This is a genomic window from Amycolatopsis sp. VS8301801F10 (assembly GCF_046195355.1).
Classification (GTDB): Bacteria; Actinomycetota; Actinomycetes; order Mycobacteriales; family Pseudonocardiaceae; genus Amycolatopsis.
In genome coordinates, this window is the sequence record NZ_CP176065.1 from 6,237,994 (window position 1) to 6,260,446 (window position 22,453).

At 70.9% G+C, this 22,453-nt stretch carries 23 protein-coding genes and 1 pseudogene; 13 read left to right on the top strand and 11 right to left on the bottom strand.

The window, feature by feature from the left end; genetic code table 11:
• Positions 1–24: 24 nt before the first annotated feature.
• Positions 25–525, top strand: a complete 501-nt coding sequence (gene msrA, locus F9C11_RS29465) for a peptide-methionine (S)-S-oxide reductase MsrA (protein WP_409180609.1) — start codon at positions 25–27, stop codon at positions 523–525.
• Between the two features lie 4 nt (positions 526–529).
• On the opposite strand, the gene F9C11_RS29470 is transcribed toward msrA, so the two are convergent.
• Complete coding sequence (locus F9C11_RS29470; RefSeq protein WP_409180610.1) at positions 530–1,750, bottom strand: MFS transporter; 1,221 nt, start codon at positions 1,748–1,750, stop codon at positions 530–532.
• A gap of 324 nt (positions 1,751–2,074) precedes the next feature.
• Between F9C11_RS29470 and F9C11_RS29475 the strand changes: the two genes are divergently transcribed.
• From F9C11_RS29475 to F9C11_RS29490, 4 genes are read left to right on the top strand one after another with little or no spacing between them, the layout of a single operon-like run.
• Positions 2,075–3,652: an ABC transporter substrate-binding protein gene (locus tag F9C11_RS29475; protein WP_409186999.1), complete on the top strand. Its 1,578-nt coding sequence runs from the start codon at positions 2,075–2,077 to the stop codon at positions 3,650–3,652.
• Entirely contained in the window at positions 3,649–4,608 is a 960-nt protein-coding gene (locus tag F9C11_RS29480) for an ABC transporter permease (RefSeq protein ID WP_409180611.1), read from the top strand. Before F9C11_RS29475 ends, F9C11_RS29480 begins: the two co-directional genes overlap by 4 nt.
• Entirely contained in the window at positions 4,601–5,425 is an 825-nt protein-coding gene (locus F9C11_RS29485) for an ABC transporter permease (protein ID WP_409180612.1), read from the top strand. Before F9C11_RS29480 ends, F9C11_RS29485 begins: the two co-directional genes overlap by 8 nt.
• Positions 5,426–5,428: 3 nt before the next feature.
• The gene (locus F9C11_RS29490) at positions 5,429–7,012 is read left to right on the top strand and encodes a dipeptide ABC transporter ATP-binding protein (RefSeq protein WP_409180613.1); all 1,584 of its coding nucleotides are present in this window, start codon (positions 5,429–5,431) and stop codon (positions 7,010–7,012) included.
• 2 nt (positions 7,013–7,014) lie between these two features.
• Here F9C11_RS29490 and F9C11_RS29495 read toward each other — a convergent pair whose 3' ends face one another.
• Positions 7,015–7,986 (bottom strand): zinc-binding alcohol dehydrogenase family protein, encoded by a 972-nt coding sequence (locus tag F9C11_RS29495; protein ID WP_409180614.1) that lies wholly within the window; start codon positions 7,984–7,986, stop codon positions 7,015–7,017.
• A 101-nt stretch (positions 7,987–8,087) separates the two neighbouring features.
• Between F9C11_RS29495 and F9C11_RS29500 the strand changes: the two genes are divergently transcribed.
• Positions 8,088–9,110 (top strand): LLM class flavin-dependent oxidoreductase, encoded by a 1,023-nt coding sequence (locus F9C11_RS29500; protein WP_409180615.1) that lies wholly within the window; start codon positions 8,088–8,090, stop codon positions 9,108–9,110.
• 17 nt (positions 9,111–9,127) lie between these two features.
• Entirely contained in the window at positions 9,128–9,907 is a 780-nt protein-coding gene (locus F9C11_RS29505) for a nitroreductase/quinone reductase family protein (RefSeq protein ID WP_409180616.1), read from the top strand.
• 47 nt (positions 9,908–9,954) lie between these two features.
• Here F9C11_RS29505 and F9C11_RS29510 read toward each other — a convergent pair whose 3' ends face one another.
• Positions 9,955–10,812 (bottom strand): aminoglycoside phosphotransferase family protein, encoded by an 858-nt coding sequence (locus F9C11_RS29510; RefSeq protein ID WP_409180617.1) that lies wholly within the window; start codon positions 10,810–10,812, stop codon positions 9,955–9,957.
• Positions 10,813–10,954: 142 nt separating this feature from the next.
• On the opposite strand from F9C11_RS29510, the gene F9C11_RS29515 reads away from it, so the two are divergent.
• Together F9C11_RS29515 and F9C11_RS29520 are read left to right on the top strand one after the other, a co-directional pair.
• Positions 10,955–12,070 (top strand): LLM class flavin-dependent oxidoreductase, encoded by a 1,116-nt coding sequence (locus tag F9C11_RS29515; protein WP_409180618.1) that lies wholly within the window; start codon positions 10,955–10,957, stop codon positions 12,068–12,070.
• A 16-nt stretch (positions 12,071–12,086) separates the two neighbouring features.
• Positions 12,087–13,424 (top strand): NtaA/DmoA family FMN-dependent monooxygenase, encoded by a 1,338-nt coding sequence (locus F9C11_RS29520; protein ID WP_409180619.1) that lies wholly within the window; start codon positions 12,087–12,089, stop codon positions 13,422–13,424.
• A 6-nt stretch (positions 13,425–13,430) separates the two neighbouring features.
• Here F9C11_RS29520 and F9C11_RS29525 read toward each other — a convergent pair whose 3' ends face one another.
• The 6 genes from F9C11_RS29525 to F9C11_RS29550 are packed head-to-tail and all read right to left on the bottom strand — an operon-like array spanning position 13,431 to position 17,879.
• Positions 13,431–13,727, bottom strand: a complete 297-nt coding sequence (locus F9C11_RS29525) for a hypothetical protein (RefSeq protein WP_409180620.1) — start codon at positions 13,725–13,727, stop codon at positions 13,431–13,433.
• Between the two features lie 34 nt (positions 13,728–13,761).
• On the bottom strand, positions 13,762–14,736 hold the full coding sequence (locus F9C11_RS29530) for an amidohydrolase family protein (RefSeq protein WP_409180621.1): 975 nt from the start codon (positions 14,734–14,736) through the stop codon (positions 13,762–13,764).
• 2 nt (positions 14,737–14,738) lie between these two features.
• Positions 14,739–15,263, bottom strand: coding sequence for a 3-hydroxyanthranilate 3,4-dioxygenase (locus F9C11_RS29535; protein ID WP_409180622.1), 525 nt, complete (start codon positions 15,261–15,263; stop codon positions 14,739–14,741).
• Positions 15,260–15,688, bottom strand: a complete 429-nt coding sequence (locus F9C11_RS29540; protein WP_409180623.1) for a RidA family protein — start codon at positions 15,686–15,688, stop codon at positions 15,260–15,262. The genes F9C11_RS29535 and F9C11_RS29540 overlap by 4 nt, the downstream gene beginning before the upstream one ends.
• A gap of 2 nt (positions 15,689–15,690) precedes the next feature.
• Positions 15,691–16,425 (bottom strand): 2-keto-4-pentenoate hydratase, encoded by a 735-nt coding sequence (locus F9C11_RS29545; protein WP_409180624.1) that lies wholly within the window; start codon positions 16,423–16,425, stop codon positions 15,691–15,693.
• Positions 16,422–17,879: a 2-hydroxymuconic semialdehyde dehydrogenase gene (locus tag F9C11_RS29550; protein ID WP_409180625.1), complete on the bottom strand. Its 1,458-nt coding sequence runs from the start codon at positions 17,877–17,879 to the stop codon at positions 16,422–16,424. Before F9C11_RS29550 ends, F9C11_RS29545 begins: the two co-directional genes overlap by 4 nt.
• A 157-nt stretch (positions 17,880–18,036) precedes the next feature.
• Between F9C11_RS29550 and F9C11_RS29555 the strand changes: the two genes are divergently transcribed.
• The 3 genes from F9C11_RS29555 (at position 18,037) to F9C11_RS29565 (ending at position 20,546) form a co-directional block, all read left to right on the top strand.
• Positions 18,037–18,870 (top strand): alpha/beta hydrolase, encoded by an 834-nt coding sequence (locus F9C11_RS29555; protein WP_409180626.1) that lies wholly within the window; start codon positions 18,037–18,039, stop codon positions 18,868–18,870.
• 35 nt (positions 18,871–18,905) lie between these two features.
• The gene (locus F9C11_RS29560) at positions 18,906–19,832 is read left to right on the top strand and encodes a LysR substrate-binding domain-containing protein (protein ID WP_409180627.1); all 927 of its coding nucleotides are present in this window, start codon (positions 18,906–18,908) and stop codon (positions 19,830–19,832) included.
• A 75-nt stretch (positions 19,833–19,907) separates the two neighbouring features.
• Positions 19,908–20,546: a cysteine hydrolase family protein gene (locus F9C11_RS29565; protein WP_409180628.1), complete on the top strand. Its 639-nt coding sequence runs from the start codon at positions 19,908–19,910 to the stop codon at positions 20,544–20,546.
• 82 nt (positions 20,547–20,628) lie between these two features.
• On the opposite strand, the gene F9C11_RS29570 is transcribed toward F9C11_RS29565, so the two are convergent.
• On the bottom strand, positions 20,629–21,150 hold the full coding sequence (locus F9C11_RS29570) for an FAD-dependent oxidoreductase (protein ID WP_409180629.1): 522 nt from the start codon (positions 21,148–21,150) through the stop codon (positions 20,629–20,631).
• Positions 21,151–21,373: 223 nt separating this feature from the next.
• Positions 21,374–21,811 (bottom strand): annotated as a pseudogene (locus tag F9C11_RS29575) (FAD-dependent oxidoreductase); the annotation flags it as partial.
• Positions 21,812–21,883: 72 nt separating this feature from the next.
• On the opposite strand from F9C11_RS29575, the gene F9C11_RS29580 reads away from it, so the two are divergent.
• On the top strand, positions 21,884–22,447 hold the full coding sequence (locus tag F9C11_RS29580) for a TetR/AcrR family transcriptional regulator (protein WP_409180630.1): 564 nt from the start codon (positions 21,884–21,886) through the stop codon (positions 22,445–22,447).
• Positions 22,448–22,453 lie beyond the last annotated feature (6 nt).

The window sequence follows — 22,453 nt, forward strand, 5'->3', positions numbered from 1 at the left end:
CGGTTCGAGCACGGAGGAGGCGGCATGGCCACGGAGAAGGCGATTCTGGCCGGCGGGTGTTTCTGGGGCATGGAGGAACTGTTCCGCCACCAGCCCGGCGTGACCGCGACCCGCGTCGGCTACAGCGGCGGCGACGTCCCCCACGCCACCTACCGCAACCACGGCACCCACGCCGAAACCATCGAAGTCACCTACGACCCCGCCCAAACCGACTTCCGCACCCTGCTCGAATTCTTCTTCCAGGTCCACGACCCCACCACCACAAACCGCCAAGGCAACGACATCGGCACCAGCTACCGCTCGGCGATCTTCTACACCACCGACGAACAAAAACGCATCGCCGAAGACACCATCGCCGACGTCGACGCCTCCGGCCTCTGGCCCGGCAAAGTCGTCACCGAAGTCACCCCCGCCGGAGACTTCTGGGAAGCCGAACCCGAACACCAGAACTACCTCCAGCGCTACCCCAACGGCTACACCTGCCACTTCCCGCGCCCCGGCTGGAAACTCCCGAAACGCGCCTGACGCCTCAGCGCGCCATCGCGGCCTCAGCTTCCCGGAACGCCGCCGGGGACAGCTGCCGCCACACCAGCGACGTCCCCAGCAACTGCACCGCCGCCGCCATCACCCACACGCCGCGCAAACTCCAGTGCACCGCGACAAACCCGCCCGCGAGCGCACCCAGCGGCGTCAGGCCCCACGCCAGCGCCCGGTGGCTGGTCAGCACCCGGCCCAGCAGCTCCGACGGCGTGAACCGCTGGCGGCTGGACTGCGAGCACACGTTCCAGATCAGCGTCGTCCCGGTCAGGAAGATCAGCACCGCGCCGACCAGCACCGGCCACGGCGGCACGAGCGCGATCAGCAGCTGGCTCAGCACCGCGCACGCCTGCGCGATCCGCATCGCCGCCGAGTAGCCGAACCGCCGCACGAAGCGGTCCACGAAGAACGACGACGCCACCCAGCCGACCGCCAGGCAGGCCAGCAGCACGCCGTACCCGACCGGCCCGAGACGCAGTTCCTGCGTGGCGTAGAGCACGAGCATCGAGTTGCCCGCGGCCGCCGCGAACGAGCCCAGCGCGACCGTGATGGTGATCGACCGCAGCAGCGGCGTGCCGACCAGATACCGCAGCCCGGCCGTCACGTCCTTCAGCGGATGCGCGGGCGTCCGCACCGGCTTCGCCGACGGAATCCCGCGCGCCAGCAGCAACGCGACCAGCGCGGCGGCAGCGGCCAGCCACGCGGGCAGCCCGGCGCTGATCCCGATCAAGAGCCCGGTCGCCGGCGGCACCACGAACTGGACCATGCCGCGGTCGATCACCTGCAACCGGGAATTGGCCAGGTCGAGCTGATCCGGCGACACGACCTCGGGGACCACCGAGCCCGCCGCGCCGTCGCCGAAGACCTGCGCCGTCGTGAGCACGAAGGCCACCACCAGCAGCGCGGGCAGGCTCAGCGAACCGGTGGAACCCAGCAGCGCCAGCACGAGCGCGGCGACGATCTGCACCGCGTACGCGGAAGCGAGCACGGTCGTCCGCCGTACCCGGTCGATCACCACTCCGGCGAACAGCGAAAGCAGCAGCCACGGCGCTTGCCCGGCGACGTTCACCAAAGACACCGCACGCGGATCAGTGGTGATCGAGACGGCCAACAAGGGCAGCGCGGCAAGCAAAAGCCCTTCACAGGTTGAACCGGACACCGCCACCGCTTGCAGCCGGACCCAAGCCGTTCCGCACCCGCCCCGCCCCGCCATGTCCGCCAGTGTCCTCCGCGGCGCAACCGGTTTTCCGCAGCACCCGGGCCCGGCCTCCCGCTCTCCGGACCTCCTCGCCGAACAAAACCTCTCCGGTTATCACGCGGGCGCGGGCCACGCTTTCCCTTGCCCGTCAACCGGAATCCGCGCGCCCGGCCGGATCGCGGGACAGCGGTTCACCTGCTGGGACGGGCTTCAGCGAACCGCCGCGAACGGTTGAGCTGGACGCATCCGTTCCGTCCCCGCTGGAGGAAACCCGTGCCCCGCCACACCCCGTCCCGGCCCGCGCGCCCTGCCCGCGCGCGGTCCCGTTCCGCCCTCGCACTGGCCCTTCCGCTGCTGCTCGCCGCCTGCGGCACGGCGGGCGGGGCCGGCCCGCAGGACGCCGGTCCCCCGCGCCCGGGCGGCACGCTGCGGCTGGGCATCTCGTCCAATCCGGACTGCATCGACCCGCAGCAGGTCAGCACGAACGCCTCGGTGAACGTCGGCCGCCAGCTGGTCGATTCGCTCACCGACCAGGACCCGAAGACCGGCGCGATCACGCCCTGGCTCGCCGACCGCTGGACGGTCAGCCCCGATTCCACGAGCTTCACCTTCCACCTCCGCTCCGGCGCGACGTTCTCCGACGGCTCGCCGGTGGACGCCGCCGCGGTGAAGACCAGCTTCGACGGGATCAAGGCGCTCGGCGCGAAGGCCCTGCTCGGGTCGAGCTACCTGGCCGCCTACCGCGGCGCGACGGTCGTCGACCCGGCGACGGTCCGGCTCGACTTCGCCCAGCCCAGCGCCCAGTTCCTGCAGGCCAGCTCCACCATGTCGCTCGGCGTGCTCGCGCCCGCGGCGTTCCGGCACACCGCCGAGCAGCGCTGCCAGGGCGCCGGACTGATCGGGTCCGGGCCGTTCGTGTTCACCAGCCTGAAGCCGAACCAGGACATCGTGCTCAGCAAGCGCACCGGCTACCGCTGGGGTTCGCCGTTGTGGCGGCACCAGGGCGAGGCGTACGTCGACAAGATCGACTTCCGCGTCGTGCCGGAGCCGGGCGTGCGGTCCGGCAGCCTGACGTCCGGGCAGCTCGACGCCATCACCGACGTCCAGCCGGTCGACGAACCGCAGTTCTCCGGCAACGGCTTCGCCGAACCGGTGCGGCCGAATCCCGGCATCGTGTTCAACCTGCACGCGAACGTGACCCGCGGCGTCCTCGCCGACCAGAAGGTGCGCCAGGCGGTGCTGAAGGGCGTGAACCGGCCCGAGGTCACCAGCACCGTGCTCACCCCGAACTACAAGCCCGCCACGAGCATCCTCGGCTCCGCGACGCCGCTGTACACCGATCTGTCGAAGGAACTGGCCTACGATCCGGCCGGCGCGCGGGCGCTGTTGCAGTCCGACGGCTGGCTCCCCGGCCCGGACGGCATCCGGACGAAGAACGGCCAGCGGCTCACCGCGTCCGTGCTGTTCTCCGCGGTGTTCAACCAGAACCAGAGCGTGCTGGAGCTGATCCAGCAGCAGCTGCGCAAGATCGGCTTCGACCTGAAGATCGAGCTGCACACCAACGCCGAGGTCACCCGGTTGCAGCAGGCCGGCGACTACGATTTCCTCTGGTACAACGTCACCCGCGCCGACCCGGACATCCTGCGCCAGCAGTTCTCCACCAAGACGAACAACCGGAGCAGGCTGTCCGCGGACAACCCGCTCGACGCGCCGCTGGCCGAGCAGTCCGCCACCGTCGACCTCGCGAAACGCAAGCCCGCCGCGGAAAAGGCGCAGCGGACCATCGTGGAACAGGCCTACTCGATCCCGGTGTTCGAGCTGACCCAGGTGCTCGGCGTCGGCCCGAACGCGCATGACGTCGGCTTCGAGGCTTCCTCGCGGCTGCAGCTGTTCGACGCCTGGGTTTCGGGCTCGTGAAAGGCTTTCCGCTGCTTCGCCGCGTCCTGCAGGCCGTAGTGGTGCTGTGGGCGGCGTTCACGCTGTCGTTCGTCATCCTGTACCTGCTGCCCGGCGACGCGGTGCTGACCAAACTCGGCTCGGCCGAGGGCGGCCCCAGCGCGTCGCCGGAGCAGATCGCCGCCCTGCGCGCCGAGTACGGGCTGGACGACCCGGTCCTCGTGCAGTACGGCAAGCACCTCCTCGCCGCGCTGCACGGCGACTTCGGCACCTCGGTGGCGACCGGAGACGACGCGGCGCACCAGGTCCTCACCGCGTTGCCGCCGACGCTCGCCGTCTCCGGCTTGGCGTTGCTGCTGGCGATCGTCTTCGGCGGCGGGATCGCCGTGCTGGGCACCTTCACCCGCACCCGCTGGGTGAGCCAGCTGCTGCTCTCCCTGCCGCCACTGGGGACTTCGCTGCCGACGTTCTGGGTCGGGCTGCTGCTGATCCAGCTGTTCTCGTTCCAGCTGCGGCTGTTCCCGGCACTCGGCTCGACCGGCTTCGCGTCGCTGATCCTTCCCGCGGTCACGCTCTCCCTGCCGACCGGGGCGATCATCGGGCAGGTGCTGGCGAAGAGCCTGCAGACGCAGCTCGCCGAGCCGTACGTCGAGGTGGTGCGGGCGAAGGGCGCGAGCCGTCGCCGAGTCCACTTCGGACACGCGCTGCGCAACGCCGGGCTGCCCGCGCTCACGCTGGTGGGCGTGGTCGCGGGCAACCTGCTGGCCGGTTCGGTGGTGACCGAAACCGTGTTCTCGCGCGACGGCCTCGGCCGGGTGACCGCGGCGGCGGTGACCGCGCAGGACTTGCCGGTGGTGCAGGCCGTGATCGTGCTCGCCGCGTTCTTCTTCGTGGTGCTCAACCTGGTCGTCGACCTCGTGTACCCGCTGCTGGACCCGCGGGTCTCCGTGCGCAAGGAGGTGCCCGCGCGTGTCTGAAGCGGTGCTGTCGCAACGATTCCTCGTCCGCCGGCCGGGCTTGCTTCTCTCCGGGCTCCTGCTCGCCGCGGTGCTGGTCGCGGCCTTCGCGCCCACGCTGTTCACCGGTCAGGACCCGATCGCCGGCGTCCCGTCCGAACGCCTTCAAGGCCCGTCGCCCGGGCATCTGTTCGGCACCGACGAAACCGGCCGCGACGTGTTCGCCCGCGTCGTGCACGGGGCCGGGTTGTCCCTGCGCGCGACCGTGCTCGCGGTTCTGGTCGCCTTCGTCGCCGGGTCCGCGCTGGGGCTGCTCGCCGGTTTCCGCGGCGGCTGGCTCGATTCGGTCGTGATGCGGATCGTGGACGTGCTGCAGGCCGTCCCGCCGATCCTGCTGTCGCTGGCGCTGGTGACCGCGCTCGGCTTCGGAACGACGAACGTGGCGATCGCCGTCGGGGTCGCGCACCTCGCGTCGTTCGCCCGGCTGATGCGGGCCGAGGTGCTGCGGGTGCGCTCCGGCGTGTTCGTGGAGGCGGCCCGGGCGTCGGGCGTGCGCTGGGCCGGGGTGCTCGGGCGGCACGTGCTGCCCAACGCGCTCGGGCCGGTGCTGGTGCTGGCCACGGTGACGGTCGGGATCGCGGTGCTCGAAGTGTCCGCGCTCAGCTTCCTCGGCTTCGGCGCGAGCCCGCCGACGCCCGAATGGGGCGCGCTCGTGGCCGGCGGACGCAATTTCCTGGCCACCGCTTGGTGGATGACCACGTTCCCGGGCCTGACCGTCGCGGCCGTCGTGCTGGCCGCGAACCGCGTGTCCCGGGCTCTCGACGGCGAACGGAGCTGACAAGTGCTGGAGATCAGCGAGCTGGCGGTCTCGTACCGCACCTCGGGCGGCGTGGTGCCCGCGGTGCGCGACGTGAGCCTGCGGGTGGGAGCGGGCGAGATCGTCGCGGTGGTCGGCGAGTCCGGTTCCGGGAAGAGCACCACCGCACACGCCGCGATCGGCCTGCTCCCGCGCGGCGGACGAGTCCACCGTGGACGGATCGCCTTCGACGGACGCGAGCTGACCGCACTGTCCGAAAAGGACTGGCGGCGGGTGCGCGGCACCGGGATCGCGCTGGTGCCCCAGGACCCGACGGTGTCGCTCAACCCGGTCCGGCGGATCGGCGAGCAGGTGGCCGAGGTGCTGCTGATCCACCGCCTGGCCGCCCGCGGCGAAGCCGCCGGACGCGCGATCGAACTGCTGCGGAGGGCGGGCGTCGACCGGCCGGAACTGCGGGCGCGGCAGTATCCGCACGAGCTGTCGGGCGGGCTGCGGCAGCGGGTGCTGATCGCCATCGCGCTCGCGGGCCGGCCCCGGCTGATCATCGCCGACGAGCCGACCAGCGCGCTCGACGTGACCGTGCAGAAGGAAATCCTCGACCATCTCGCGAAGCTGGCCGCCGACGACGGCACCGCGATCCTGCTGATCACGCACGACCTGGGCGTCGCTGCCGACCGAGCGGGGCGGATCGCCGTGCTGTCCGAAGGCCGGCTGGTCGAGGAGGGACCGGCCCGCGAGCTCCTCGCCGCGCCGACGCAGGACTACACGCAGCGGCTGCTCGCCGCCGCGCCGAGCCTCAGCCGCGAACCGCTCCGGCCGCGCCGCGCCGAGGGGCCGGAGGTCCTGCTGTCGGTGGAGTCGGTCTCGAAAACCTTCGCCTCCTCGCGCGCCGGTTCCGTGCGAGCCGTGGACGACGTGTCGTTCCAGCTCACTCGCGGCCGAACCCTGGCGCTGGTCGGGGAATCCGGCTCCGGCAAGACGACGACCGCCCGCATGGTCGTCGGCCTGGAAACCCCGACCGCGGGCACGGTCAGCTTCGCCGGACAGGACGTCACCCGCCTTCCGCCCGCCGAACTGCGCCGGCTGCGCCGCCGGTTCCAGCTCGTCTACCAGAACCCGTACGCCTCGCTGAACCCTCGCTTTTCCATCGCCGACGTGATCGGCGAACCGCTGCGCGCGTTCCGCGTCGGCGGCCGGGCCGAACGGGTCGCCGAGCTGGCGGACCAGGTCGCGCTGCCGTCGTCGGTGCTGCGCCGGAAACCGGCCGAGCTGTCCGGCGGCCAGCGGCAGCGCGCGGCGATCGCCCGTGCGCTGGCGCTGCGGCCGGACCTCGTGGTGCTGGACGAGCCAGTGTCCGCTTTGGACGTTTCGGTGCAGGCGCAGATCCTGAACCTGCTCGTGGAACTGCAGGACGGACTCGGCCTGACGTACCTGTTCATCACCCACGACCTGGCCGTGGTGCGGGAAATCGCCGACCAGGTCGGGGTGATGCGCCAGGGCAAGCTGCTCGAATTCGGCCTGGCGGACGACGTCCTGCGGCGGCCGCGCGAGCAGTACACGCGCGACCTGCTGGCCGCGATCCCCGGCGGCGAGCAGGTCAGCGCGTGAGGTCAGTTGGCGAGCACCAGCCGTCCGACGGCCTCGCCCGCGTCCATCCGCCGGTGCGCCTCGCGCGCCTGCGCCATCGGCAGGACGGTGACCGGCAGCCGGATGCGGCCGTCGGTGTACAGCGGCAGCACCGCGTCCGCGGCGGGACGGGCGGGCGTGGGATCGGCCGCCAGGAAGCCGCCGACGTTGAAGCCGACCACTCCGATGTTCTTGCCCCACACGGCGTTCGAATCGACCATCGGCGCGGTTTCGCTGCCCGCGCTGCCGACCACGAGCATCCGGCCCATCGGCGCGAGCAGGTCCAGCGAGGCGATGCGCAGGTCGCCGCCCACCGGGTCGACGACGATCTCGAACCGCTCGTCCCGCAGCTCGCCGAGTTCCCCGGACAGCACGACCCGGTCGAAGCCGAGCTGCTTCGCCGCCTCGACCTGCTCGGGCCGCCGGACCGTGCCGACGACCTCGCGCGCGCCGAGCAGCCGCGCGACCTCCGGGTAGACCGAGGCGAGACCGCCGAGCGCGCCGTGCACGAGCACGCGCGCGTCCTTCGGCAGCCGCACTGCTTCGGTGAGCGAAAGGTAGGCCGTCACGGTGTTCGCCAGCCCGGCCACGGCTTGGGCGCGCTCCACTCCGGTCCCCGCCAGCGGCACGACGAGGCTGGCGGGCGCGAGCTTCACGTCGGCGTATCCGCCCATTCCGGGCAGCGTGAGCGTGACGACCTCGTCCCCGACCGAGAAGCCGCTGCCCGGTCCGGCCGCGCGGATGGTCCCCGCGACCTCGAGCCCGGGCACCAGCGGCGGCTTCGGCGCGTAGTCGTACTCGGCGAGCGTGCCGCGGCGGATCAGCGCGTCGATCAGCCCGACGGACGCGTGCGAAACCGTGATGGCCACTTCGCCCGGCCCCGGAACGGGCTCGGGCACCTCGATTTCTTCGAGGACCTCGGGACCGCCGTAGCGAGTGATGGACAAAGCGCGCATCGTGCGTACTCCCCAGTGTTCCGCGTGTGTGTCAGCGAGCCGGAACAACCGGGGCCGGTCCGCGGTTATTCCGGCTTAGTTCACCCGAGGAAGGACTCGCCGTGCCGAGCGAAACGCACCCGCTGCGCAAACTGGGTTTCCTGACCATCGGCCTGTTCGACGGGGACGACCCGCGGCCGGGCCATGAATCGACGCTGCGCGTGCTCGAACTCGGCGAGCAGCTCGGATTCGACAGCGCGTGGGTCCGCCATCGGCACCTGCAGTACGGCATCTCGTCGCCGGTCGCGGTGCTCGCCGCGGCGACCCAGCGCACCAGCCGGATCGAACTGGGCACCGCAGTCATCCCGCTGGGCTGGGAAAACCCGCTGCGCCTCGCCGAAGACCTGGCGACCGTCGACGTGCTTTCCGGCGGACGGCTCAACCCGGGCGTGAGCGTCGGCCCGCCGATGCACTACGAGGACGTGCGGGGCGCGCTGTACCCGGACACCGGCGACCGCGAAGACTTCGGCTACCACCGGGTGTCACGGCTGTTGTCACTGGTCCGCGGCGAGCCCGCGTCGACGTTCAGCGGCGTCGAAGGCATCGAGACGTTCTCCGACCGCGTGCAGCCGCATTCGCCCGGCCTCGCCAGCCGCCTGTGGTACGGCGGCGCGAGCACCCGCTCGGCGACCTGGGCGGGGCAGGCCGGGATGAACTACCTGACCAGCAGCGTCGTCCGCGCCGAGGAAGGCTCGACGGATTTCGAGAAGATCCAGCTCTCGCACGTGCGGGCGTTCCGGTCGCACCATCCGGATGGCGCGCGGGCCCGGGTTTCCCAAGGGCTGGTGGTGATTCCGACCGACAGCGCGACCGCCGAGCAGCGCGCGAAGTACGAGGATTATGCGGCAAAACGCCTGCCGCGCACAAAAACCCCGCAGGGTCCGGGCGGTCTGCTGTTCTCGCGCGATTACGTCGGCACCTCCGCTCAGCTTGCCGAGCAGCTGTACCGGCACGCCGCCTTCCGCGAGATCGACGAGGTCGCCTTCGCGCTGCCGTTCACCTTCAAGCACGAGGATTACGTGCAGATCCTCACCGACCTGGCCACCCGGCTGGGCCCGGAGCTGGGCTGGAAACCGGCGGCCTGACGGGCTAGCGTGGCAGGGTGCCGGATTTCACGTCCACAGTGGACATTGCCCGCCCAGCCGGAGACCAGCGGGACGCCCTCGCGTGGGCCCGCGCGGTCTGGGAGGACGCTCCGCCGCCGCTGCGCGCTTTCCTGCGCACGGGCTGGCTCGGCCTCGGCCTCCCCACTCGCCTGTCTCCAGACCGAGTGCTGGGCTGGACCATCGCTTCGGCCACGCCGGACCGGGTCGTGCTCGAAGCACCGTCGCCGCTGATGACCACGCGCAACACCGTGCACCTCGACGCCGACCGCGTGTACTGGACCACTGAAGTCAGCTACGACCGGTTCCCCGCCCGCCAGCTGTGGGCTTTGGCGGCGCCGATCCACGAACTCGTCGTCCCGGCCCGGCTGCGCCAGGTCGCCGGCGCCTCTCGCCCCGGCGACCTGCAGCACCGACTCGTGACGACTTTCCAACGACGGCTCGGCAACCCCGTCCTGTCGCGGCTGCCCGGCCAAACGCTGCTCGAGACGACCGGCCGCCGCTCCGGCCTCCCCCGCCCGACCCCGATCGGCGGCCGCCGTGTCGGGGAGGCATTCTGGCTGGTATCCGAATTCGGCGAACGATCGCAGTACGTACGCAACATCCAGGCCGACCCGCATGTCCGGCTGCGCCTGCACGGCCGCTGGCTGCGCGGGACCGCACACTTGCTCCCAGACGACGACGCCCGCGCGCGGCTGAAGTCGCTGCCACGCTGGAACAGCGCCGCGGTGCAGGCGTTCGGCACCGACCTGCTGACGATCCGGATCGACCTGGAGTAGGTCGGTTCCGTCGCCCAGCCATGCGGGCCCCACGCTGCCCCTGGAGTTCAGTCTTCCAACACCGCCTCGATGGTGCGCCGAGCATTCGCCGCCAGCACCGGATTCGTCTCCCGGTAATACGGCAACTGGATCAACGCGATCGACAACGCCCAGCCCCTCCCCCGCTCCCACGTCGCCGCATCCACCCCCACCGCCTCGCGGAACACCTCCCGCTCAGCCGCCGCGAACGTGTTCCACGCCGGGATCACGTCCACCGCCGGGTCACCGATCCCGACCCCCGCGAAGTCGAGCACCGCGCTCAACCCGCCGTCGTCGACCAGCACGTTCCCCGGCGACAGATCCGCATGCAGCCACACCGGCTCCCCGGTCCATTCCGGCACCGCGAGCGCCTTCTCCCACGCCGCGACATACGCCGGATTGCCGCCGAGTTGCGCGATCGCCTCCCGCGTCGGCGCGTCCCGCGTGCGCAGCGGGCGGCCTCGGCTGATCTCCGGGGCCCCGGAAGTATCCAGGCCCCGCAACGCTTTCACGAACGCGCCCAGCTCCCGCGCCACCCGAGCATCACCGAAATCCGGGTTGACGCCGGGCAGCCAGCGCAGCACCGACCAGTCCCACTCGAAACCTTCGCCCGGCCGTCCTTCGCCGAGCACTTCCGGCACCGCGACCGGCAGCCGCGGCGCGAGCCAGCGCAGCCACCGCCGTTCGCGGCCGATTTCGGCGGCCCCGCGTTCCAGCCGGGGCAGCCGCGCCACCAGTTCGTCGCCGAGCCGGAACATCGCGTTTTCCGTCCCCGCCGAGGCGACCCGCGAGACCGGCAGCCCGGCCCACCGCGGGAACTGCGCCGCGACGAGGCGACGGACCAGGTCGTCGCCGATTTCCGCTTCGCCGGTGTGCATCCGATTCATCGGCATCCAGCAAACCGCGCCGCCGCGACGGCGGGCAACCGGTTTATTCCCGTTCCCGCGGACTGTCCCAGACGCTGGTTACCGTCGCCCGCACCCCGGTTTCCGCGCCACACTGCTGGCATCCACGGGGAAAGGACGCAGCATGACAGGGCACACCGGACCACGGCTCGCCGTCGCGCTGGAAGGCGCCGGCTGGCATCCGGCCGCGTGGCGCGAACCGGACGCCCGCCCGGCCGACCTGCTCACCGCCGGATACTGGACCGGATTGGTCCAGGAGGCCGAGGCCGCGCACCTGGACTTCGTGACCTTCGAGGACTTCCTCTCCCTGCGCGACCCCAGCGAACCGGCCGCCCGCCCCGACCGCGCGCAAACCCGGCTGGACGCCGTGCTGCTCGCCTCGCGGATCGCGCCGCTGACCTCGCACATCGGCCTGGTCCCGACCGCCGTCGTCACCCACACGGAGCCGTTCCACCTGTCGAAGGCGATCGCGACGCTCGACTACGTCAGCACCGGCCGCGCCGGGGTCCGCGTGCAGGTCTCCGGGAGCCCGGACGAGTTCCGGCACTTCGGCCGCCGCACGCCGCCCGAGCCGGCCGACCTGTTCGAGGAAGCCGCCGATTACGTCGAGGTGCTGCGCCGGCTGTGGGACAGCTGGGAGGACGACGCCGAGATCCGCGACGTCGCCACCGGCCGGTTCATCGACCGGGACAAACTGCACTACATCGACTTCGAGGGCCGCTGGTTCTCCGTCAAAGGACCGTCCATCACGCCGCGCCCGCCGCAGGGCCAGCCGATCGTCGCCGCGCTCGCGCACGGTCCCGACGCCTACCGCCTCGCCGCCCGCCAGGCCGACGTCGTGTACGTGACCCCGGACGACCGCGCGCACGCCGCGTCGATCATCGACGAAATCGGTGCGCCGCTTCAGGTTTTCGCCGACCTTGTGGTCTTCCTCGACGAAACCGAACAGGCCGCGGCCGACCGCAAGGCCCGGCTGGACGACCGCGCCGAGTTCACCTCGGACGCCCGCGTCTTCACCGGCACCCCGGCCCGGCTGGCCGACCTCCTGCTCGACTGGCACGCCGCCGGCCTGACCGGCTTCCGGCTGCGTCCCGGGGCCCTGCCGCACGACCTGACCGCCATCACCCGCGCCCTGGTCCCCGAACTGCGCGGCCGCGGCGCGTTCCGCACCGGATACGAGGCCTCGACCCTGCGCGGGCTGCTCGGCCTGCCGCGCCCGGCCAACCGCTACGCCGCCTGAGTCCCGGGAGATTTCCATGACTGCCAAGCACATCCACCTCGCCGCGCACTTCCCCGGGGTCAACAACACCACCGTGTGGAGCGATCCCGAAGCGGGCAGCCACATCGAGTTCAGCTCGTTCGTCAAGCTGGCCCAGACCGCCGAGCGCGCCAAGTTCGACTTCTTCTTCCTCGCCGAAGGCCTCCGGCTGCGCGAACAGAACGGCCAGATCTACGACCTCGACGTCGTCGGCCGCCCGGACACGTTCACCGTCCTGTCCGCGCTCGCCGCGGTGACCGACCGCCTGGGCCTGGCCGGAACCATCAACTCCACCTTCAACGAACCGTTCGAGGTGGCCCGGCAATTCGCCTCCCTCGACCACCTTTCCGCAGGCCGGGCCGCGTGGAACGTCGTCACGTCCTGGGACGCTTTCACCGGCGAAAACTTCCGCCGCGGCGGCTTCCTCCCGCAAGACCAGCGCTACTCCCGGGCCGAAACCTTCCTGCGGACGGCGTGGGAACTGTTCGACTCCTGGCGCGGCGACGAAGTCCTGGCGGACAAGGAATCCGGCCGCTTCCTGGCCGACCGCGGCGGCGATTTCGCGCACCACGACGAGCACTTCGCGATCTCCGGCCGCTTCCCGGTCCCGCGCAGCCCGCAGGGCCGCCCGGTCACCATCCAAGCCGGTGACTCGGAGGAAGGCCGCGAATTCGCCGCCGCGACCGCCGACGCCATCTTCACCCGCCACGGCACCCTCGAAGCGGGCCAGGCGTTCTACTCCGACGTCAAGGGCCGCCTGGCGAAGTACGGCCGCTCCCCGCACGAGCTGGTCATCCTGCCCGCCGCCACCTTCGTCTTGGGCGACACCGACGCCGAAGCGCACGAACTCGCCCACGAGGTCCGGTTGCAGCAGGTCAGCGAGCAGACCGCGATCAAGTTCCTCGAACAGCTCTGGAACACCGACCTCAGCGACCACGACCCGAACGGCCCGCTGCCGTCGTTCGACCCGGTGGTCGGCGACCTGATCTCGAAGGGCCGCGCGAGCGTCCGCATGCACCGCGACCCGATCGCGACCGCCAACGAATGGCGCCAGCTGGCGGAAGCGAAACACCTGTCGAGCCGGGAACTGATCATCGAGGTCACCGGACGGCAGAACTTCATCGGCTCCGCGGAAACGGTGGCGGCCACGATGAACGAACTGGTGCAGGCCGACGCGTCGGACGGATTCATCCTGGTCCCGCACGTAACGCCGGGCGGCCTGGACCGGTTCGCCGACGAGGTGGTGCCGAGGCTGCAGGAACGCGGGGTTTTCCGGGAGGACTACAGCGGGCCTACTCTGCGGGACCACCTCGGGCTGGCCGGTCCCGGTTTGTGATCCGGGTCAGCGTCGCGCAATGCCCGGATCTTGCCCTGCGGTCGAACAGAAAGTATCCGGCCGGTCGGTGACGTTAATGGCATCCTCCAACTGTTTCGGATCAAGCTGATTACCGGATCGGAGATAAGTCAGACATAGGAAGAACAGCTCGCTCTTCGCGCCGACCTCGTTCAGCGAGGTCGGCCTGCCGCTGACTTGCCTTGGCGGCCTCTTCGCCCGTGATTCCTGGCGATCCGCTTGCTCTTCGCGGAAATGCCAGCGGATGACGCCGAACCGGGAAACACCCTCGGAGACAAGGCGCAACTTGCGCTTATCCTGATCCGGCCAAGCGGCTGCCTTACCCCAAGAACCGCTTCGCGTTCCCCCGCAGCAACAACTCCCGTTCAGTCTCACCGAGGAACTCCGCCTTCCGCACCACCCCGCCAGCCGGACGCTCCCCCAGCGGATACGGATAATCGCTCCCCACCATCACCTGCTCCGCCCCCAGCGTGTCCACCAGATTCCGCAACGCCGCCTCGGTGAACACCACCGAATCGACACTGAACCGCCCCACATACTCCGACGGCGGTTTCTCCGACATGGCGATGATGTCCGCCCGCTGATGCCAAGCGTTTTCCAGCCGTCCCAGCCAGAACGCGAACGAGCCGCCCCCGTGGGCGAAGCAGATTCGCAAGCTCGGCGGCACCCGGTCGAACACGCCGCCGAGGATCATCGCGATGATCGACAGGTGCGTTTCCGCGGGCATTCCGGTGAGCCATCGCGCCATCCAGCGGTCCAGCCGCGGCGCGAGCGGCATGTCCCACGGGTGCACGAAGACCGGGACGCCGAGCGACGCCGCGTGCTGCAGGAACGTCACCACGCCGGCGTCGTCGAGGTCGCGGTCCCCGACGTGGTTGCCGATCTCCACGCCCCGGTGCCCGGCCGCGACCGCGCGGTCCAGTTCGCGGCACGCGGCGTCGGTGTCCTGCAGCGGGACCTGGCAGAACGGGATCAGCCGGTCCGGCGCGGGCGCGCAGATCTCCAGCGCGAGGTCGTTGAAGACCCGGGCGATCTTCTCGGCCTGGCCCGGGCTGGCGTCGTAGCCGAAGAACACCGGCGTCGGCGAGACGACCTGCGCCTCGATCCCGTCGGCGTCCATGTCCGCCAGCCGGACGGACGCGTCCCAGCAGTCGGACCGGATCCGGCGGAACTCCTCCGAGCCGACCATGATCACGGCCTCGCGCTCGGTTTCCGCGCGCAGCCACGGCATTCCCTCGCCGAGGTCGGGCCAGCCGTGCGGGACGAAATGGCTGTGGACGTCGATCGCGCGCACGCTCAGCCCTTCCCGGGGTGCAGCGCGCCGCACTTGCCGCAGGTCCGGGCTTCCTCGGACGAGTAGAACTGCTCGAACACCGGCGGCAGGTCGTCGACGATGTCCCGCACCTGCAGTTCCACCTCGTGCACCTTCGCGTCGCACTCCAGGCAGAACCACACGAACTTCTCCAGCGTCCCCTCCTCGCGGATGCGCTCGATGACGATCCCGATCGAGCCCTCCTGCGGGCGCTGCGGCGAATGGTGCACGTTCCGCGGCAGCATCCACATCTCGCCCTCGCGGATGTCGACCCGCCGCGGGCCGTCCTCGGTCATCAGGTTGACGTGCATGTCGCCCTTGTACTGGTAGAACCATTCCTCGTACGGGTCGAGGTGGTAGTCGGTGCGCTGGTTCGGCCCGCCGACGACCTGCACGATGAAATCGCCCATCGGGGCCCACATCTGCTTGTTGCCGACCGGCGGCCTCAGCTCGTCCTCGTGGTCGGCGATCCACTTCGCGAAGTCGAACACGGGCGGGATGGCGGTCATCGTTCTTCCTCCTTGCCGGGGATCCGGGCGATCGCCTGGATCTCGATGAGCAGATGCGGATGCGGCAGCTGGTGCACCGCGACGGTCGTGCGGGCCGGGCCGTTCTCGTCGAAGAACTCGCCGTAGACCTCGTTGTAGCCGCCGAAATCGTTCATGTTGACCAGGAACACGGTCAGCTGCGCGAGGTCCTCGAGCCCCGCCCCGGCCGCGGCCAGGATGTCGCGGATGTTCTCGATCACCGCGCGCGTCTGCGCCCGGATGTCCAAAGTGGTCACACCGAACTCGTCGGCTTCCGCGCCGGCGAACGTGTTGTCCGGCCGCCTGCTGCTGGTGCCGGAGACGAACACCAGGTCCCCGACGACCTTGACGTGCGGGAACCGCCCGCGCGGCGTCGCCTTCCCGGCGACGACATGGGCTTGCGCCACGCTCATCCCTCCTTGGTGCGAACGGAAACCGAACCCAGGCCGGCGACCCGGGCCTCCACGTGCGTGCCGGGCTTCAGTGCCACGGCCGCGGTCGCCGCACCGGCCAGGAGCACCGACCCGTCCAGCAGGCGATGCCCATAGGCGGCAGCCATCCGCTGCGCGGCGGGAAGGGCGCGCAGCGGGTCGCCGAGGATGTCGGTGGTCGAACCGGTCGCCACGATCTCGCCGTCGAAGAGCAAATCAACGGCCAGCGCGGCCACCTGACCGATCGGTGCCCACGGCCCGAGGACGAACGCCGACGCCGAGGTGTTGTCGGCGACGACGTCGGCCAGGCTGAACGTGAAGTCGCGGTACCGGCTGTCGATGATCTCCAGCGCGGGAGCGACGGCGACCAGTTCTGCGTCCGGGCCGAGCCGGAACGCGACCTCGGGTTCGACCCGGGGATGGACGCCGCGGCCGACGTCGAACGTCCCGCCGTCCTCGATCCGCATGCGGTCGGTCAGCGAGCCGATGATCACGTCGGAGACGCCCATCTGCTCGGCCTTCGCCTTGCTCGTGAAACCCAGTTTGACCCCGGCCAGCCGCTCCCCGCGCCCTTCGCGCAACGCGATTCCGGCGTGCTGCACCGCGTACGCGGTCTCCAGGCTCATCGGTTCGGCGCTGGTGAGCTGCGGGATCGCCTGCCCGGCGGCGGTCGCCCGATCGAGCAGTCCGGCTCGTTCCTCGACGGTCGTCACAGCTGCACGCACACATTCGTCGGCTGGGTGTAGAAGTGCATCGAGTGCAGGCCGCCCTCCCGGCCGATGCCGGAAAGCCCGACCCCGCCGAACGGCGAGCGGAGATCTCTGAGATACCAGGTGTTGACCCAGGCCATCCCGACCCGCATCTGCTGCGCGACGCGGTGGCCGCGCTCCAAATCGGTCGTCCACACGGCGGCGGCGAGCCCGTAGTCGGTGTCGTTCGCCAGCCGGACGGCTTCGTCCTCGGCGTCGAACGGGATCAGCGCCGCGACCGGCCCGAAGACCTCCTCGCGCACGACCCGCGCGGAATTGTCCACTCCGGTCCACAGCGTCGGCTCGATCCACGAACCGCCCGCGAGGTCCGGCCCGAGTTCCGGAACCGAACCACCCGTCAGCACCGTCGCTCCCTCGGCCACCGCCAAGTCCAGATAGGACTGTACTTTCTTCCGGTGCTGCTGGGATATCAACGGCCCCGTCGTGGTATCCGGATCGTCCGGCCGTCCCAGCCGCAACGCTTTCGCCCGCTCGGCAAGCCCGTTCGCGACCGCGTCGAAAACGGGCCGCTGCACGTAGACCCGCTCCGTGCACAGACATACCTGGCCGGTGTTCAGGAAAACCGAGCGGGCGAGTCCGTCGAGGGTCTTCTCGAGGTCGCAGTCCGCGAACACCACCGCCGCGTTTTTCCCGCCCAGCTCGAAGGAAACCGGCCGGACCGACGGAGCGACCGCGCGCATGATCGCCGAACCGGTCCGGGATTCGCCGGTGAACGTGACGCCGTCGATGCCGCGGTGCGTGGTGAGGTACTCCCCGGCGGAGTCCGACCCGAAGCCGTGCACGACGTTATACACCCCGCTCGGCGCACCTGCCTCCGCGATCACCTCGGCGAGCAAGGTCGCGGTCGACGGCGTTTCCTCGGACGGTTTGACCACCACCGCGTTGCCGCACGCGAGCGCGGGCGCGACCTTCCAGGTCAGCAGCAGCAACGGCAGGTTCCACGGCACGATCACCGCGACCACGCCGAGCGGCTTGGGCACCGCGTAGTTCAGCGCCTTCCGGCCGTGGGGCAGATCCGTCAGGAAGGAATCGAGACCGGCCGCCGCGACCGTGTCCGCGAAGGACCGGAAGTTCGTCGCTGCCCGCGCGACGTCCAGGTCGCGCGCCAAGTGCGCCGGCTTGCCGGTGTCGCGGACCTCGGCGGCGACGAAATCCTCGAACCGCTCCTCGATCCGCTCGGCGATCCGGCGCAGCAAGGCCGCGCGCTCAGCCACCGAGGCGCGTCCCCACGGTCCGTGCAGCGCGGCGCGCGCGGCCGCGACCGCGGCGTCGACCACGTCCGGCCCGGCCTCGTGGACGTGCGCGACGAGCGACCCGTCGACCGGGTCGGTCTTCTCGAAAGTGCGCCGCCCGGCGACCCGGGTCCCGCCGACGACGTTGTGGAGTTCCGCAGCCATGAAACTGACCGTAAGGACGCCAGGAATGCCTGGCCAATGCTCTTTACCGCCGTATCCATGCCTGTCCGGGCATAATCCCGGCCATGCCTGTCCCGGCATGGCCATCGCCGAAATGAGCATTGGCCAGGCATGGCGACGGCGGCGAAGGATGGATGCCGTGAACCATCCGAACGTCGACCGGGACTACAGCGCGCAGGCCACGGTCACCAAGGCCGAGTTCGACGCCGTGATGGCCCGTTACCGCTCCGCCTCCGAAGCCGCCACCACCGGTCTCGACGGCACCGCGGACCTGGCCTTCGACCCGCTCAGCGACGAACGGCTGGACGTCTGGGGCACCTCCCCCGGACACCTGCGCCCGGTCGTCCTCGCCGTCCACGGCGGCTACTGGCGGATGCTCTCGCGGCACGACACCGCGTTCATGGCCAGAGTGCTGGCCGACGCCGGAATCGCCACCGTCGTGCCCGACTACACCCTCGCTCCGGCAGCACCGCTCGAGGAGATCGTGCGCCAGGTCCGCGCCGCGGTCGCGTGGGTGCACCACCACGGCGCCGAGCACGGCCTAGACCCGGAGCGCATCCACGTCGTCGGCAGCTCCGCCGGCGGGCATTTGGCGGCCATGACCGCCGTCGCCGGATGGCAGCGCGCCGCCGGACTGCCCGAGGACGTCGTCAAAGGCGCGATGACGATCAGCGGCCTCTTCGACCTCCGCCCGCTGGTCGGGTCGTTCGCCAACGCCTGGCTGACCCTCGACCTCACGCGCGCGGAAGCCCTCAGCCCGATCTCGCTGCCGCCGGGAACCGCGCCCCTGCACGTGGCGGTCGCCGAACACGAAGCCGCCGGATTTCATCGGCAGAGCAAGGCTTTCCACGCGCACTGGCCGACGTCGTCCTGGTCGCTCGTGCCCGGCCGGAACCACTACGACGTCTTCCTCGACCTGGCCGACCCCGCTTCGGCGCTCAGCCAGGCGCTGGTCCGGCTCGCCCTCTCGTGACGCCGGAATCCGATTCGGACAGTAATGTCGCCGCAATGGAGATGCCCCGCCTGCTCGACGGCAGGCTCAAGCTCAGGCACCTCGTGCTGGTGGACACCCTCACCGAGCAGGGCAGCGTCGTCGGCGCGGCGGCCGCCCTGCACGTCACGCAGCCGGTCGTCACGCGCGGCCTGCACGATCTCGAAGCCATCCTCGGCGTGCCGCTCTACGAACGCGGGCCGCGCGGGATCACCCCGACCGAGTTCGGGACCGCGTTCACCGAGCACGCCCGCGCGGTGCTCGCCCAGCTCACCCACGCCGCACGGCACGTCGTGGAAATCGCCGACGCGACGCGCGGCCGCGTCGTCGCGGGCATCCACCTCGCGGGCTCGAACCTGTTGCTGCCGCGGGCGATCGCACATCTGAAGGAAGATCATCCGCTGGTCACCGTCGTCGTCCGGGAAGGAACGCCGGAGTCGCTGCTCGTGGAGCTGACCGCGGGCCGGGTGGACGTGATCGTCGGCAGGCTGAGCGGGCCCGGCACGGAAGGCACCCGGCGGCACGCGCTGTACCAGGAGTCGATCCGCGTCGTCGCCGGCGCGCACCATCCGCTCGCCGCGCGGGAGAGCGTGTCGCTGGAGGACCTCGCCGAGTTCCCGTGGATCGTGCCCGGCACCGAAACGACGCTGCGCCAGGAACTGGAGAGCCTGTTCGCCCAGCACGGCCTCGACCTGCCGGCCAACCGCGTCGAGGCGACGTCGTTCCTCACCGTCCGGCAGCTGCTCACCGAAACCGCCATGGTCGCCGCGCTGCCCGGGCTGCTCGGGATGGACGACCCCCGGCTGGTCACCCTGCCGACGCCGCTGGAGAACATCGGGCACAGCGTCGGCCTGACCCTCGCCGCCGGACGCCGGCTCAACCCGGCCACCCAGGCGCTGATCGAGTCCCTGCACACCGTCGCCGCGCAGATCGAGGACGCCTGAGGCGCTCTGTCGCTTTCTTGACGACCGGCGCAAAGCCGTGATATCTCATGGACCTCCGCTCGGAGGGAGCGTTCCATGGGCTACCGTTTGTCCACAGTCGACCCGGCCCGCACCGCGCTGGTCGTCATCGACCTGCAGCACGACTTCCTGGCTCCCGGCGCCCCGCTGGAATCCCCGGCCGGACGCGCCATGATCCCCGTAGTCAACGACACCGTCCGGTTCTGCCGCGCCGCGGGCATCCCGGTGTTCTTCACCGCGCACGTCCACCGCCCCGACGGCTCCGACATGGGCCGGTTCGCCGACCTGTACCCGCCGATCGCCGCCGGTGCCGCGCTCATCGAAGGCACGCCCGGCGCCGCTTTGTACTCCGAAGTGGATCGACGCCCGGACGAACCGCTCATCGCCAAGCACCGCTACAGCGCCTTCTACGGCACCGACTTCGAAATGCAACTCCGCGGCCGCGGCGTGGACACGCTGATCGCCGCCGGGGTGACCACTGAGGACTGCGTGCACGCCACCGTCCGCGACGCGATGTTCCGCGACTTCCGCACCGGGGTGCTGTCCGACGCGTGCGCCACCTACGACCACCCCGACCTGGGCCACGGCGCGATGTCCGCCGCCGAGGTCCATGCGGCCACGCTGGTCGTGCTCGCCCAGTCCACCGCGGACGTGCTGACCACGGCCGAATTCACCACCCTCGCCGCGAAACCCTGACCCCACCCGCGGAGTCGCGTCGGCGTCTGGAGGGCGACGTGATCGCCCCCCAGGCGGTCGCGTCGCCCTCCAGACGCCGACCTCACAGCGACTCCGCGCGCGGCGGCGAAGCCGACGCCATAGACACAGCGTCATGCGCGTGGATCCACTCCAGCGTCTCCCCGATCCGTCCCAGCGCGGCATCCCGGGCGTCCGCCGCCGGACCGTCCGGCACATGCAACAGCGCGTTCGCCACCCACGAACTCCGTTGCACCGCCCGGGTCCGCGGCCGCCGCAGCTTCTCGTAGCGGGCAAGCGCCGCCTCGCGGGAATCCCGCGCGAGGCACTCGGCGAGCGTCACCGCGTCCTCGATGGTCTGGTTCGCGCCCTGCCCGTGGTGCGGCAGCATCGCGTGCGCGGCGTCGCCGAGGAGCACCACCCCGCCGCGATGCCAGCGGTTGAGCGGATGCTGGCCGAACAACCCCCACCGCTGATGGAGCGTCGTCGCGCCGACCATCTCGCGCACCGCCGGATGCCAGCCCGCGAAAGCCGCGTCGATGCACTCGCGGGGAATGTCCTCGGTCCACGACTCCCCCGGCCAAGTCTCCGGCGTCCAGCACCGCAAGGAAATTCACCACCGACCCGTCGCCGATCGGGTAATGCAGCAGATGCCCGCCCGGCCCCATCCAGAACTGGATCGCCCCGGCGTCCGGCAACGACGGCAGCTGGTCGACCGGCACCAGCCCGCGAAACCCGCTCGAACCCGAATACCGGGCGAGCGGCGTGTCGTCCACCCACGCGCGAACCGTCGAATGCACCCCGTCCGCGCCCACCACCACGTCCGCGATTTCGCTTGCGCCGTCGGCGAACTCGAGCCGGTACCGCGCCCCGTCCGCGACCACCCCGGTCACCCGCCGGCCAAGATGGACGTTCCCGCACGCGTCCGCGAGAATCCGCTGCAGATCCGCCCGGTGCACCCCGAAATAGGGCCCGGCGAACCGCTTTTCGTAGGCGTCGCCGATCGGATACGCGACCACCCGGTGTCCGCCCCGCCAATGCCGGTAGACCAGCTCGGTGGGCACCGCCGAACACGCGGACAGCGCGTCGCGCAACCCGAGCCGCGCCAGCACCCGGGACCCGTTGGCGGACAACGCGACCGCCGCCCCGATTTCCCGCAGTTCGGCGGACCGCTCGTACACCTCCGCCCCGATCCCGCGCTCCCGCAAGGCGAGCGCGAGCGTCAGCCCGCCGATCCCGCCGCCGACGACCGCCACCGAAAGCGCCATGGCCCCTCCTCGCCCGTGTACCGATCGGTACACGGTTGGACGGTACGGCGTACCGATCGGTACAGTCAAGCGGTGGATTCCCGCACCGGCCGCCGCGCCGAACTGCTGCAGCAAGCCGTGGAGTACCTGGCGACGCACGGCATCGCGGACCTGTCGCTGGCCCCGATGGGCGAAGCGCTGGGGACGAGCAAGCGCATGCTGCTGTACTACTTCGGCAGCCGGGAAAACCTGATCACCGAAGCGATCGCCGCGAGCCGCCCGGATATCACCGAACTCTTCCGCTCCGTGCACGACGAGGACTCCCTGGCCGCCGCCGCGCACGCCCTGTGGCACGCGATCACCCGCGGCCGCCAGCGACGGCCGATCAACATCCTGTTCCAGGTGCTGGCACTGGCCCCGACACAGCCGGAGCGGTACCTGGGAGTTGCCCGGGAAGCGATCACCGCGATGGTGGAGCCGCTGGTGCCGGTGTACCGGAAGCTGGGCCACCCGGAGCCCGAGGCGGCCGCGCGGGCGAGCTTGCTGATCTCCGGCCTGCGAGGGCTGTGCCTGGACCGGATGGTGACGGGGGACGAGGAGAGGATCGAAGTCGCGGCGGGGGCGTTGATCGCTGCTGCGGTGGCTCCGCCCGCCTGACCGCCG

Bases quoted from the DNA above. Each gene is read 5' to 3' on its own strand.
- F9C11_RS29535 (WP_409180622.1), bottom strand. From the start codon at position 15,263: ATGACCGCCATCCCGCCCGTGTTCGACTTCGCGAAGTGGATCGCCGAC.
- F9C11_RS29560 (WP_409180627.1), top strand. From the start codon at position 18,906: ATGGAGATGCCCCGCCTGCTCGACGGCAGGCTCAAGCTCAGGCACCTC.
- F9C11_RS29515 (WP_409180618.1), top strand. From the start codon at position 10,955: ATGACAGGGCACACCGGACCACGGCTCGCCGTCGCGCTGGAAGGCGCC.
- F9C11_RS29520 (WP_409180619.1), top strand. From the start codon at position 12,087: ATGACTGCCAAGCACATCCACCTCGCCGCGCACTTCCCCGGGGTCAAC.
- F9C11_RS29495 (WP_409180614.1), bottom strand. From the start codon at position 7,986: ATGCGCGCTTTGTCCATCACTCGCTACGGCGGTCCCGAGGTCCTCGAA.
- F9C11_RS29565 (WP_409180628.1), top strand. From the start codon at position 19,908: ATGGGCTACCGTTTGTCCACAGTCGACCCGGCCCGCACCGCGCTGGTC.
- F9C11_RS29510 (WP_409180617.1), bottom strand. From the start codon at position 10,812: ATGAATCGGATGCACACCGGCGAAGCGGAAATCGGCGACGACCTGGTC.
- F9C11_RS29470 (WP_409180610.1), bottom strand. From the start codon at position 1,750: ATGGCGGGGCGGGGCGGGTGCGGAACGGCTTGGGTCCGGCTGCAAGCG.
- F9C11_RS29550 (WP_409180625.1), bottom strand. From the start codon at position 17,879: ATGGCTGCGGAACTCCACAACGTCGTCGGCGGGACCCGGGTCGCCGGG.
- msrA (WP_409180609.1), top strand. From the start codon at position 25: ATGGCCACGGAGAAGGCGATTCTGGCCGGCGGGTGTTTCTGGGGCATG.